This is a genomic window from Streptomyces millisiae, assembly GCF_031845425.1.
GTDB classification, from domain to species: Bacteria; Actinomycetota; Actinomycetes; order Streptomycetales; family Streptomycetaceae; genus Streptomyces; species Streptomyces millisiae.
Genome location: NZ_JAVREM010000106.1, coordinates 1 through 12,870, shown reverse-complemented (window position 1 = coordinate 12,870; position 12,870 = coordinate 1). Strand labels below are relative to the sequence as shown.

11 protein-coding genes are annotated in these 12,870 nt (G+C 70.8%); 2 read left to right on the top strand and 9 right to left on the bottom strand.

Going from position 1 to position 12,870, the window contains the following annotated elements; translation table 11 throughout:
• Positions 1-317: 317 nt before the first annotated feature.
• From trpD to ctaE, 5 genes are all read right to left on the bottom strand, one after another.
• Positions 318-1,385, bottom strand: coding sequence for an anthranilate phosphoribosyltransferase (trpD, locus tag RNC47_RS34395; protein ID WP_311604604.1), 1,068 nt, complete (start codon positions 1,383-1,385; stop codon positions 318-320).
• 121 nt (positions 1,386-1,506) lie between these two features.
• The gene (gene qcrB, locus RNC47_RS34390; protein WP_311604602.1) at positions 1,507-3,162 is read right to left on the bottom strand and encodes a cytochrome bc1 complex cytochrome b subunit; all 1,656 of its coding nucleotides are present in this window, start codon (positions 3,160-3,162) and stop codon (positions 1,507-1,509) included.
• The gene (gene qcrA / locus RNC47_RS34385) at positions 3,159-4,196 is read right to left on the bottom strand and encodes a cytochrome bc1 complex Rieske iron-sulfur subunit (RefSeq protein WP_311604600.1); all 1,038 of its coding nucleotides are present in this window, start codon (positions 4,194-4,196) and stop codon (positions 3,159-3,161) included. The genes qcrB and qcrA overlap by 4 nt, the downstream gene beginning before the upstream one ends.
• Positions 4,193-5,002, bottom strand: a complete 810-nt coding sequence (gene qcrC, locus RNC47_RS34380) for a cytochrome bc1 complex diheme cytochrome c subunit (RefSeq protein ID WP_311604598.1) — start codon at positions 5,000-5,002, stop codon at positions 4,193-4,195. The genes qcrA and qcrC overlap by 4 nt, the downstream gene beginning before the upstream one ends.
• A 77-nt stretch (positions 5,003-5,079) precedes the next feature.
• Positions 5,080-5,697, bottom strand: coding sequence for an aa3-type cytochrome oxidase subunit III (ctaE, locus tag RNC47_RS34375; RefSeq protein WP_311604596.1), 618 nt, complete (start codon positions 5,695-5,697; stop codon positions 5,080-5,082).
• 145 nt (positions 5,698-5,842) lie between these two features.
• On the opposite strand from ctaE, the gene RNC47_RS34370 reads away from it, so the two are divergent.
• On the top strand, positions 5,843-6,244 hold the full coding sequence (locus RNC47_RS34370) for a response regulator transcription factor (protein ID WP_311604595.1): 402 nt from the start codon (positions 5,843-5,845) through the stop codon (positions 6,242-6,244).
• Positions 6,245-6,641: 397 nt separating this feature from the next.
• On the opposite strand, the gene RNC47_RS34365 is transcribed toward RNC47_RS34370, so the two are convergent.
• The 4 genes from RNC47_RS34365 to ctaC all read right to left on the bottom strand — a co-directional run bounded on the left by RNC47_RS34365 (position 6,642) and on the right by ctaC (position 11,096).
• Positions 6,642-7,895: a L,D-transpeptidase gene (locus RNC47_RS34365; protein ID WP_311604593.1), complete on the bottom strand. Its 1,254-nt coding sequence runs from the start codon at positions 7,893-7,895 to the stop codon at positions 6,642-6,644.
• Between the two features lie 110 nt (positions 7,896-8,005).
• Positions 8,006-8,404 carry a cytochrome c oxidase subunit 4 gene (locus RNC47_RS34360; protein WP_311604592.1) on the bottom strand — a complete coding sequence of 133 codons (399 nt, stop codon included), beginning with the start codon at positions 8,402-8,404 and terminating at the stop codon, positions 8,006-8,008.
• The gene (gene ctaD, locus RNC47_RS34355; RefSeq protein ID WP_394814947.1) at positions 8,401-10,131 is read right to left on the bottom strand and encodes an aa3-type cytochrome oxidase subunit I; all 1,731 of its coding nucleotides are present in this window, start codon (positions 10,129-10,131) and stop codon (positions 8,401-8,403) included. Before ctaD ends, RNC47_RS34360 begins: the two co-directional genes overlap by 4 nt.
• Positions 10,128-11,096, bottom strand: coding sequence for an aa3-type cytochrome oxidase subunit II (gene ctaC / locus RNC47_RS34350; protein WP_311604590.1), 969 nt, complete (start codon positions 11,094-11,096; stop codon positions 10,128-10,130). Before ctaC ends, ctaD begins: the two co-directional genes overlap by 4 nt.
• Before the next feature lie 185 nt (positions 11,097-11,281).
• Here ctaC and RNC47_RS34345 point away from each other — a divergent pair, with 185 nt between their 5' ends.
• Positions 11,282-12,679, top strand: coding sequence for a cysteine desulfurase/sulfurtransferase TusA family protein (locus tag RNC47_RS34345; protein ID WP_311604585.1), 1,398 nt, complete (start codon positions 11,282-11,284; stop codon positions 12,677-12,679).
• The last annotated feature ends 191 nt before the right edge of the window (positions 12,680-12,870 follow it).

Sequence of the window (12,870 nt, the reverse complement as noted above, 5' to 3'; positions counted from 1 at the left end):
CCCACCCGCCCTTTCCCGCGCTCCGCGCGGGGTGGGCGGCCCGCCAGGGCCGAGGGCCCGCGGCGGCTACGCCGCCGGGCCACGCGGCCCCTGCCGCGCGAGGCCACCCGCCAAGGGCGGGTGGATGGGCGCGGCACCGCACGGCCACCAGGCCGACACGGCCGCAGGCCGACACGGCCGCAGGCCGACACGGCCGCAGGCCGACACGGCCGCAGGCCGACACGGCCGCAGGGCCCGGCTCGTGGCGGCGAAGCCGCCGAGCCGGGCCCTGCGGGCCGCCGGCCTGGGCCAAGCGCCCAGCCAAGCGCAGCGACGCGTCAGGCGTGCGTGGCCGCAGCCCAGCGGTGGAGCGTGTCCGCCGCCGCGCCCGAGTCGATCGCGTGCGCGGCGCGGACCATCGCGCCCTCGATCTGTTCCGCCAGCGGCGCGTCCGTCGGGCCCGCCGCCGCGACGAGTGCCGCCGCCGCATTGAGCAGTACCGCGTCCCGGACCGGGCCGGTCTCGCCGTCCAGGATCCGCCGCGCCACGTCCGCGTTGTAGGCCGAGTCCGCGCCCCGCAGCGCCTCCACCGGGGCCAGCGCGAGGCCGACGCTCCGCGGGTCGAACCGCTCCTCGATGACCGCGCCGTCCCTGACCACCCACACCGTGGACGGCGCCGTGACCGTCAGCTCGTCGAGCCCGTCGTCACCGCGGAAGACCAGCGCCGAGGAGCCGCGCTCGGCCAGCACCCCGGCCATGATCGACGCCATCCTGGCGTCGGCCACGCCGGTGGCCTGGGCCCGCACCCGCGCCGGGTTGGTCAGCGGGCCGAGGAAGTTGAAGACGGTGGCGACGCCCAGGTCGCGGCGCGCCGCGCCCACGTGCCGCAGCGCCGGGTGGAACTTCACCGCGAAGCAGAAGGTGATGCCCGCCTCCAGGGCGACCTCCGCCACCCGCTCCGGCGTCAGTTCCAGGTTGACGCCGAGCTTCTCCAGCACGTCGGAGGCGCCGCTGGCGCTGGACGCCGCCCGGTTGCCGTGCTTGACCACCCGGACGCCGGTGCCGGCCACCACGATGGCGGCCATGGTGGAGATGTTCACCGTCTTGGCCCGGTCGCCGCCGGTGCCGACGATGTCCACGGTCGGGCCGGGCACCTCGATCAGGTTGGCGTGCCCGTACATGGCCTGGACCAGGCCCGTCATCTCGGTGACCGTCTCGCCCTTGGCCCGCAGGGCGACCGCGAAGCCGGCGATCTGGGCGTCGGTGGCCTCGCCGGCCATGATCCGGTCCATGGCCCAGGCGGCCTCGTCGGTGGTCAGGTCCCGGCCCGCGATCAGCGCGCTCAGCACGTCGGGCCAGGTGCGCGCCGCCGCTCGGTCGCCTCCGGCGGGGATCACAGCGCTCATGGGAATCACCTCTGGCTTCGTGTGGCGGCGGCCGTCGCCTGGCCTTTGGCCAGAGCCTATAGCGCGAGTGGCCCCCGCCCGTGCACGGGCGGGGGCCACTCGGCTCCGGGAACGCGGACGGTCAGTGGTGACCGTGGCCGCTGGTGATCTCCCGGTACTCCTCGCGGGTCGGCTTGGGGATCTGTGCCTGCTCCCCGTAGTAGCCGCGGCTGATCCTGGCCCGCACCCGCTCCACCGGGCCGATCCGGCGCCGAACGCCGTTCTCGTCGGTCTCCGGGCCGACCTCGTACGGCTCGTGCTGGTCGTGCGAGGTGAGCAGGTGCAGCTTCTCCTGCGCCAGCGGCTCGTGGACCTCGATGAACTCGCCGTGCGGCAGCCGCTTGATGATGCCGGTCTCGCGGCCGTGCAGCACCTTGTCGCGGTCCCGGCGCTGGAGGCCGAGGCAGATCCGCCGGGTGACGAAGAACGCGATCACCGGCAGCACGAAGAAGCCGATCCGGCAGAACCACGTGATCGCGTTGATCGACAGGTTGAAGTGGATCGCGAACAGGTCGTTGCCACCGCCGACGGTGGTGACGGCGAACGCGGTCAGCCAGGCCACGCCGAAGCCCGTCCTGGTCGGCGAGTTGCGCGGGCGCTGCGCGATGTGGTGCTCGCGGCGGTCCTTGGTGACCCAGCCCTCGAAGAACGGGTAGAGACCGATCACGGCGAGCATCAGCGGGAAGACCGCCAGCGGGATCAGCAGCCCGAAGTTGAGCGTGTAGCCACCTGGCAGCACCCACTCCCAGCCGGGCATCATCCGGACCAGGCCCTCGGAGAAGCCCAGGTACCAGTCCGGTTGGGCGTCCGTGGACACCTGGTCGGGCCGGTAGGGGCCGAGCAGCCAGATCGGGTTGATGGTCACCGTGGCCGCGATGATCGCGATCACGCCGAACACCAGGAAGAAGAAGCCGCCGGCCTTGGCCATGTACACGGGCAGCAGCGGGTAGCCGACCACGTTGTCGTTAGTGCGGCCGGGGCCCGCGTAGTGGGTGTGCTTGTGGTACACGATCAGGATCAGGTGCGCCACCACGAGGCCCAGCATGATCCCGGGCAGCAGCAGCACGTGGGCCACGAAGAAGCGCGGGATGATGTCGTGCCCCGGGAACTCCCCGCCGAAGATGAACATCTGCAGGTAGGAGCCGACGACCGGCACCGCCAGGATCGCCGCCTCCATCAGCCGGATGCCGATGCCGGAGAGCGAGTCGTCCGGCAGCGAGTAGCCGGTGAGGCCGGTGAAGATCGCCAGCACCAGCAGCAGGAAGCCGAAGAGCCAGTTGATCTCGCGCGGCTTGCGGAAGGCGCCGGTGAAGAACACCCGCATCATGTGCATGAAGATGCCCACGACGAAGATGAGCGCCGCCCAGTGGTGGATCTGCCGGACCAGCAGACCGCCGCGGACCTCGAAGTTGATGTCGAGGGCCGACGCGTACGCCTCGCTCATCAGCAGGCCCTGCATCGGCTCGAACGAGCCGTGGTACTCGACCTCGGCCATGCTCGGCACGAAGAAGAGCGTGAGGTACACACCCGTCAGGATCAGGATGATGAAGCTGTAGAGGCAGATCTCACCCAGCAGGAACGACCAGTGGTCGGGGAAGATCTTCCGCATGTTGGCCTTGGCCAACGAGTAGATGCCGAGCCTGCCGTCGGCCCAGTCAGCGACCCGCTCGCCCGCGGGCGCCTTGCCGCGGTTCCGCGGGGCGTCCGCCGCCTTGGGGGTATCCGTTGCCGTACTCATCCGCGCTCCCAGAAGCTCGGGCCTGGGGGCTCCTCGAAGTCGCCGAGCGCAGCGAGGTAGCCGTCTTCGTTCACCGTGATCCGCAGCTGCGGCAGGGGGTGCCCCGCCGGACCGAAGATCACCCGGGCGCCGTCCGCGAGGTCGAACGTCGACTGGTGGCAGGGGCAGAGCGCGTGGTGGGTCTGCTGCTCGTACAGCGTCGCGGGGCAGCCGATGTGGGTGCAGATCTTGGAGTAGCAGAGGATGCCCTCGTGCCCCCAGTCCGCGGACTGCCGGTCCTTGATGTCCTCGGGCTCCAGACGCACCAGCATGACCGCGGCCTTGGCGATCTCCACCTGGAAGTCGTGGTCGTGCGGGTCGAGGCCCTCGGGCATCGCCTGCACCAGCGCGCCGACCGGGATGTCCTCGGGGCGCAGCGGCTGCTGGGTGGACTCGTTGATGATCAGCGAGCCCTCACGCCAGCGGGTGTGCCGCAGCTTGTCGCCCGGCAGCGGGCCGAGGTCGCGCAGCAGGACCACGCCGGAGAGCGGCACCAGGGCCAGCGCGCCGAACATGGTGTTGCGGACCAGCTTGCGGCGCCCGAACTGGGACTCGGCGGCGCCCTGCCTGAAGTCCTCGAAGACCTGCGCCCGGACCTCGGGGGTCGCCTCGATCGGGTGCCGGTCGTCGGCCATCTCCTCGTCCGACATCAGGGTCCGCGCCCAGTGCACGGCGCCGGCGCCGATGCAGAAGAGGGCGAGGCCGAGCGTCAGGCCGAGCGCGAAGTTGAGCCCGCTGACGTGGCCGAACGGCCAGATGTAGACGATGTTGTCGATCGGGATCGCGACATAGGAGGCGATGAAGCCGATCGTGGCGAGGATCGAGACGACGAACAGCAGCGCCACGGTGCGCTCGGAGCGCTTGGCGGCCCGCTCGTCGATGTCCTGCCTGCGGTGCTCGTGCGGCGGGAGCCCCGGGTCGGCGAACGGGTCGTCCGCCGGGGCGAGTTCGCCGTGCGACGTGTGCTCGTCGTTGTTGTCGTTGTGGCTGCTCATGACTTCCTGGCCTTAGTGCTCCTGGCGCCGATCCACACGGCGACGGCGATCAGGGCACCGATGCCGAAGGTCCAGGCGAAGAGACCCTCACCGACCGGTCCGTAGCCGCCCAGCGTGAAACCGCCCTGGTTGGGCGAGTCGTTGGTGGCGACCTCGTCGAGCCAGGCGATGATGTCTCGCTTGTCCTGTTCCGTCAGCGTGGAGTTGGGGAACGAGGGCATGTTCTGCGGGCCGGTGAGCATGGCCTCGAAGATGTAGCGCGGCTCGATGTTGTGGAGGCTGGGCGCCTCCTTGCCGTTGGTCAGCGCACCGCCCCGGCCGACGAAGTTGTGGCACTGCGAGCAGTTGCTGCGGAAGAGCTCGCCACCGCGGGCGGCGTCGCCCTCCGCCGGGTCGTAGGACGACTCCTCCGGCACGCTGGGGCCGGGGCCGAGCGAGGCGATGTACGCGGCCAGCTGGTCGATCTCGGCCTGCGTGTAGACGGGGGGCTTGGCCGGGGCCTGCGGGCCCGTCTGGGCCATCGGCATCCGGCCGGTGCCGACCTGGAAGTCGACCGCGGCGGCGCCCACGCCCACCAGGCTCGGGCCGTCACTGCCGCCCTGGCCGCCCCGGCCGTGGCAACTGGAGCAGCCGACCTCGTAGAGCCGCTTGCCCTCCTCGATGGCGAGGGACTGGGCCGAAGCCTCGGCCTGGGCCTCTTCCGCGGGGGCGAGCGTGGCGTACAGCCCCCCTGTGGCCGCCAGCGCGAGGAGGAGGACGACGAACGCCGCCAGCGGATGGCGCCGTCGTACGGAGAGCTTTTTCACGGATTACCCCGGTGTCAGGATCTTCAGCGTCGGTGCGATGGTGGGAGGTGCGTCGTGCGGCGCGGCGACCGGCGCGGCTACTTGATCAGGTAGATGGTGGCGAAGAGGCCGATCCACACGACGTCGACGAAGTGCCAGTAGTACGACACGACGATGGCCGTGGTGGCCTGCTCGTGGGTGAAGCGCCGGGCGGCGTACGTCCGACCCAGGACGAGCAGGAAGGCGATCAGTCCGCCGAGGACGTGCAGTCCGTGGAACCCGGTCGTGAGGTAGAACGCCGAACCGTAGGGCCCGGAGGAGAGCGAGACGCCCTCGTGCACCAGCTCCACGTATTCGGTCACCTGGCCGCCGATGAAGATGGCCCCCATGATGAAGGTGATCACGAACCAGAACCGGAGCTTCTTCACGTCACCGCGCTCGGCGGCGAACACGCCGAGCTGACAGGTGAGGGAGGAGAGCACCAGGATCGCGGTGTTCGCCGTGGAGAACGGCACGTTGAGGATGTCGGCCTGTTCCGACCAGAACTCGTCACCCATCACCGACCGCAGGGTGAAGTACATCGCGAAGAGGGCCGCGAAGAACATCAGCTCGGAACTGAGCCAGATGACCGTTCCGACGCTGGTGACATTCGGCCTGTTGACCGAGGGGATCGCGTGCCCGGTATCTACTGCTGTTGCTGTCGCCACGCCCGTCATTATGTCGGGCGCTTTTCCGGGGGTTGTCTCGGGGGTCGGGTTCGGTGTGTCCACGCCGTCGGCCTGGGGCACGGCCCCTGCCTGAGGCCGGTTCCACGGAGTACGATCCGCGCAACGGCAACGAAGCTCGACCCGCGGAGGAACGATGGAGCGCACCGTCACGGTGCTGGTCTACAGCGACGACGTCAACACCCGCGAGCAGGTGCGGATGGCGGCGGGCCGCCGCCCGGCGGCCGACCTTCCACCCATCGAGTACCTGGAGTGCGCGACGTTGCCGGCCGTGCTGACGGCGCTCGAGCAGGGCGGCGTCGACGCCTGCGTGCTCGACGGCGAGGCGGTGCCCGCCGGCGGCATGGGGGTGTGCCGGCAGATCAAGGACGAGATCTTCGACTGCCCGCCGGTGCTGGTGCTGATCGGCCGCCCGCAGGACGCGTGGCTCGCCTCCTGGAGCCGCGCCGAGGCCGCCGTCCCGCACCCGGTGGACCCGACCGAACTGACGAACGCCCTGACGGCCCTCCTCCGAAGCGTGATGGCTGCGCCGGCCTGACCGCCCCCCTGACCGCTCGGCCCACACCCGGGCCGAGCGGCCCTCCCGCCCGGGCGAACCGTCCGGGCACAGCCCACAGCGACCACAGACCGGGCCGAGACCCGGTGTCCCAGGCGGGGCCCGGAGAACCCGGGATCGGGCGGAGCCCGAAGCCCCCGAGCCCGGCCCGCAGGAACCACGGACCGGGGCCACCCCCGGAAGGGACCCGGCACCGGTGTCCCAGGCGAAGCGTGGAGGAGCCGGGGCCCGCCAGGCCGGCACAGCCAAGGAACCACCGACCGGGGCACGCCCGGAGGACCGGGACCGGGCGGAGCCCGGCCCGCGGGAGCCACGGACCGGGGCACGCCCGGAGGAGCCGGGGGCGGGGGGCCTTCGGGGCCTTGACCCCGCCAGGGGGTTATCCCGCTGCGAGTGGAGCCAGTCGCGCCGGGGAGGCGACGCGGTCCTGTGGCTGGTAGACGCCGCCGAGGGCGCTGCCCTGCAGCCATTCCTCCCAGGAGAGGTTCCAGTCGCCGAAGCCGTTGCCGAACGGCGCCATGTCCTCGCCGAAGCCGTTGACGTGCTCCACGATGTCGCCCGGCTTGACGAGTTCGTAGAACCAGCGGGCGTTCTCCGTCGACAGGCCGGTGCAGCCGTGGCTGACGTTGTCGTAGCCCTGCGAGCCGACCGACCAGGGGGCGCCGTGCACGTACTCGCCGCTCCAGGTCAGCCTGGCGGCCCAGTAGACGGGCAGGTCGTAGGACTCGGAGGAGCCGGCCGGGATGCCGATGCTGGTGCCCGTCATCCGCACGTAGGACTCGCGGCCGAGGATGACCTTCTTGCCGCTGCGGGTGGCGAAGCCCTCCTTCCCGGTGGTGATCGGGATGGTGCGCAGTTCCTCGCCGTTGCGTGACACCGTCATGTGGTGGTTGGCGATGTCGGCGACGGCCTCGATCCGGTCGCCGGTGGTCAGTTCGAGCGCGTCGGTCTCGCCGCCGCGCAGGCCGTCCCTGATCTGGACGCCGTCGAGCGACGAGGTGACGGAGATCGTCGCGTCGGTGGGCCAGTACTCCTTGGGGCGGTAGTGGAGTTCGGTGCCGTCCACCCAGTGCCAGGCGCCCTCGACGCGCGGCTCGGAGCGCACCTCCAGCGCGCCCTCCACCTTGGCGCGCTCCGTCTTGTCGTTGATCTCCTCGCTCAGCTCGGCCGTGATCGGCTGGCCGACGCCGTAGGTGCCCGCCTCGGGCCCGAAGGTGACGTCGAGCCGCTCGGCGTCGGACTCGCTGGTGCGGAAGGTGTGTTCGCCGCGGCCCTGGGATCCGCCACCGTTCTCGGTGGAGACGCGGACGGTGTACTCGGCGCCGGCGGCCAGCGGGTCGGTGCTGCGCCAGGCGCGGCCGTCGGCGGAGAGTTCGCCGGAGACCCTGCGCCCGGCCGAGTCGGTGGCGATCACGTCGGTGATCCTGGATCCGGAGCCCTTGGTGCTGATCTTCAGCGGGTCGTCCGGGTTCACTTCGGCGCCGTCCCCCGCGGAGCCGAAGGAGAGCTGTCCGACGGCGTCGTACGGCTCGCCGGCGAGGGGATTGCCGCCGCCACCGCAGCCGGTGAGGCCCGCGATCAGCGGGGCCAGCAGCAGCGCGCACCCGAGCTGTATCCGAGGTGTGTGACTCATAGCCACAACGTAGGGAGCGGAACGCAAGGCGGCACGCCGAGTGACTGCAAACGGGTTGACCCCCGGCAGCGACGCTGCCGGGGGCCGAACGGGTCAGTGGGCGCCCGCGATCACTGCGTCTGGTTCTCGCCCCGGTAGTACTCGAAGACCCACAGCCACAGGCCGATGGCCACGAACGGCGCGGTGAAGAAGAGCAGCCACCAGCCGAAGACCGGGCCCATGAAGGCGCACACCCCGCCGGCGCCGAGCGCCAGCGGCGCCCAGCTGTGCGGGCTGAAGAAGCCCACCTCGCCGGCGTCGTCGGCGACGTCCGCCTCCTTGTTGTCCTGCGGCCCGGTGTCCACCCGGCGGGCGGTGAAGACCAGGTAGAACCCGACCATGCCCATCAGGCCGAAGGAGAGGAAGAGGGCCGTGGTGCCGACCGGCTCCTTGGACCACACGCCGTAGACGATCGCCATCACCAGCATGAAGATGGCGACCCAGCTGAAGAGCCATCCCTGGATCCTCATTCGCCGGCCTCCTTTCCGGTGAGCGCCTCGGCCTCGTGGCGGGCTTCGTTCTCCAGCTGGTCGAGCGCGGCGACCTCGGGGTGGTGCAGGTCGAACGCCGGCGACTCGGAGCGGATCCTGGGCAGGGTGAGGAAGTTGTGCCGGGGCGGCGGCGAGGAGGTGGCCCATTCGAGGGACCGGCCGTAGCCCCACGGGTCGTCCGCGTTGACCGGCGTGCCGTACTTCCAGGTCTTCCACACGTTGTAGAAGAACGGCAGCATCGAGGCGCCGAGCACGAACGAGCTGATGGTGGAGATGGTGTTGAGCGCGGTGTACCCGTCCGCCGCCAGGTAGTCGGCGTAGCGGCGCGGCATGCCCTCGGCGCCCAGCCAGTGCTGGACGAGGAAGGTGCCGTGGAAGCCGACGAACAGCGTCCAGAAGGTGATCTTGCCGAGCCGTTCGTCCAGCATCTTGCCGGTCCACTTGGGCCACCAGAAGTGGAATCCGGCGAACATCGCGAACACCACGGTGCCGAAGACCACGTAGTGGAAGTGGGCGACGACGAAATAGGTGTCGGAGATCGCGAAGTCGAGCGGCGGCGAGGCCAGGATGACGCCGGTGAGACCACCGAAGAGGAAGGTGATCAGAAAGCCGATCGACCACAGCATCGGGGTCTCGAAACTGAGCGAGCCCTTCCACATGGTGCCGATCCAGTTGAAGAACTTCACGCCGGTGGGAACCGCGATCAGGAACGTCATGAAGGAGAAGAACGGCAGCAGTACCGCGCCCGTGACGTACATGTGGTGGGCCCACACGGTGACCGAGAGGCCGGCGATCAGGATGGTCGCGGCGACCAGGCCGATGTAGCCGAAGATCGGCTTGCGGCTGAAGACCGGGATGATCTCGGAGACGATGCCGAAGAACGGCAGCGCGATGATGTACACCTCTGGATGGCCGAAGAACCAGAACAGGTGTTGCCACAGGATCGCGCCGCCGTTGGCCGCGTCGAAGATGTGGGCCCCGAAGGTCCGGTCGGCCTCCAGCGCGAAGAGCGCGGCGGCGAGCACCGGGAAGGCCAGCAGCACCAGCACGGCGGTCAGCAGCACGTTCCAGACGAAGATCGGCATCCGGAACATCGTCATGCCGGGGGCGCGCATGCAGATGATGGTGGTGATGAAGTTGACCGCGCCCATGATGGTGCCGAAGCCGGAGAGCGCCAGGCCCATGATCCACATGTCGGAGCCGACGCCGGGCGAGCGGATCGCGTCGGAGAGCGGCGAGTAGGCGAACCAGCCGAAGCCGGCGGCGCCCTGCGGGGTGAGGAAGCCGGCGACGGCGAGCAGGCTGCCGAACAGGTAGAGCCAGTAGGCCAGCATGTTCAGCCGCGGGAACGCCACGTCGGGGGCGCCGATCTGGAGCGGCATGATCCAGTTGGCGAAGCCGGCGAACAGCGGCGTCGCGAACATCAGCAGCATCACCGTGCCGTGCATGGTGAACAGCTGGTTGAACTGCTCGTTGGTGACGAGCTGGCTGCCCGGCCTGGCGAGCTCGGCCCGCATCACCAGGGCCATCACGCCGCCGATGATGAAGAAGGCGAACGAGGTGACCAGGTACAACGTGCCGATGGTCTTGTGGTCGGTGGTGGTGAGCCACTTGACCACGATGCTGCCGGGGGATTTCCGCCGGGCGGGCGGCTGGCTGCTCGGAGCCACCTGCCCGGCCGGCTGGCTCTCTTCGACGGTTGTCACGATCGGCCCTCGTTGGTCTCGGCGTTCACGGCGGCGTCGGTCTGCGGAATGCCCGCCGGGACATAGCCGGTCTGGCCGCGGTCCGCCAGGTCCTGCAGGTACTGGTCGTACTCCTCGGCGGAGACGACCTCGACGTTGAAGAGCATGCGGGAGTGGTCCTGGCCACACAGCTCCGCGCACTTGCCCATGAACACGCCTTCGCGGGTGGGGGTCACCTCGAAGGAGTTGGTGTGCCCCGGGATCGCGTCCATCTTCATCAGGAAGGGGACCACGTAGAAGGAGTGGTTGACGTCCCTGGACGTGATGATGAACTGGACGGTCTCGTTCACCGGGAGCACCAGGGTCGGCCCGGGGTTGTTGGTGTCCGGGTTCCGGTCCTGGAGGGTGCCGGACTCGTAGACGCCGTCCGCGTTCTCGGGGAAGCGCTCCTGGAAGCGGTCGGGGATGCCGGCCAGCGCCTCGTCGGTGCGGGCGTCGTTGTCGCTGGCGCCGACGGGCTCGATGTAGTTGAAGGCCCAGCTCCACTGGAAGCCGACCACGTTGATGATGTGGTCCGGCTCGTCGGAAGTCTTCAGGAGCTCGGTCTGGTCCCGGGCGGTGAAGTAGAAGAGGACCGAGACGACCACCAGCGGAACCAGCGTGTACAGGACCTCGATGGGGAGGTTGTAGCGGTTCTGCGGGGGGACCTCGACCTTGGTCCGCGACCGGCGGTGGAAGAACACGCTCCACAGGATCAGACCCCACACCAGCGCGCCGGTGACGAGCGCGGCGGCCCACGACCCCTGCCAGAGGGACAGGATCCGCGGCGCCTCCTCCGTGATTGGGGTCGGCATGCCGAGGCGGGGGAAGTCCTCGGAGGTGCAACCTGTCGCGGTTGCCAGGACCAGGCCCGCGATCAGCGCCCGCGGCAGAATCCTCCGCCGCATCGGGCGCCGCGACGAGCGGTCGGAGCCGTTGGGACTCACGTAGCGCCTTCCCGAGAGTCTCGCCCATGGTTCCGGGCTGCCGTCGCACGGAGCGGGGGCCGGCCCTGACACGGGCAGGGTTTGGATGTTTATGCGGACCAAACCCTACTCGACGCCACCTGGGCGCTCGCGAGGAGGGGGCGTTACGCGTCGCCGGGGCAGCGTCGCGGTTGTTAGCGTGCCGTGTGACCTACTTCGACGCCGCCTCCTCGCTGCCCCTGCACCCGGTCGCCAGGGAGGCGCTGCTCGCCGCGTTCGCGGACGGCTGGGCCGATCCCGCGCGCCCGCACCGGGAGGGCCGGCGGGCCAGGATGCTGTTGGACGCGGCCAGGGAGACGGCCGCCGAGGCGGTCGGCTGCCGCCCGGACGAGCTGACGTTCACCACCTCGGGGACGCGCGCCCTGCACACCGGGATCGCCGGGGCACTGGCCGGTCGGGCGCGGGTCGGCCGGCGGCTGCTGGTGTCGGCCGTCGAGCACTCGGCGGTGCTGCACGCGGCCGAGGCGCACCAGGACGCGGGCGGCACGGTCACCGAGATCGGCGTGGACGGCGGCGGCCGGGTCGAACCGGGGGCGGTCGGGGCGGCGCTGGGCGCGGGCGGGGAGCCGGCGGCGCTGGTGTGCGTGCAGTCGGCCAACCACGAGGTGGGCACGGTGCAGCCGGTGGCCGAGATCGCGGACGAGTGCCGGGCGGCCGGCGTGCCGCTGCTGGTGGACGCGGCGCAGTCGCTCGGCTGGGGGGCGGTGCCCGGCGACTGGTCGCTGCTCGCGGGCAGCGCGCACAAGTGGGGCGGTCCGGGCGGGGTGGGGCTGCTCGCGGTCCGCAAGGGCACGCGCTTCGCGCCGCGCCCGCCGGTGGACGAGCGGGAGTCGGGGCGGGCCCCCGGCTTCGAGAACATCCCGGCGATCGTGGCGGCGGCCGCCTCGCTGCGCGCGGTGCGGGCGGCGGCGGCCGAGGAGGGGGCGCGGCTGCGCGGCCTGGTCGACCGGATCAGGGCGCGGGTACCGGAGCTGGTGCCCGACGTCGCGGTGGTGGGCGACCCGGTGCGCCGGCTGCCACACGTGGTGACGTTCTCCTGCCTCTACGTGGACGGCGAGGCGCTGCTGCACGGCCTGGACCGGGCCGGGTTCGCGGTGTCCTCCGGGTCCTCGTGCACGTCGAGCACGCTGACGCCCAGCCATGTGCTGCGGGCGATGGGCGTGCTGTCGGAGGGGAACGTACGGGTCTCGCTGCCGCCGGGGACCGGGGCGGAGGAGGTGGAGCGGTTCCTTACGGTGCTGCCCGGCGTGGTGGCGGAGGTGCGGGGCCGGCTCGGCGTGTCGTCCGGGTCGACGGCACCGGAGGTGCCCGCGGTGGTGCCGACCGCCGAGGAGGTGACCGTGGACTCGCTGGGGAAGCTCTGCCCGGTGCCGGTGATCGAGCTGGCCAGGGCGATCGGCCGGGTGCCGGTGGGCGGGGTGGTGACCGTGCTCGCCGACGACGAGGCGGCTCGCCTGGACATCCCGGCGTGGTGCGCGATGCGCGGCCAGGAGTATCTGGGCGAGCCGCGGAACCACGCCTATCGGGTGCGGCGGCTGGCCTGACTAGGTCCTGTCCGGTCGATCTTTTCGGCGGCCCCGGAAAGATCGGCCGGACAGGGCCTAGACGCAATGCCGGTGACTTAGGTAGTTGTGTCTCGTTGTCTTCGGTGTGGCGAGGGTGGGGCAGGTCGGGGTGCCTGCGGGTGAGCGGTTGTCGGACCGGATCGCGATCGGGGTGCTGACGCAGGCGTTTC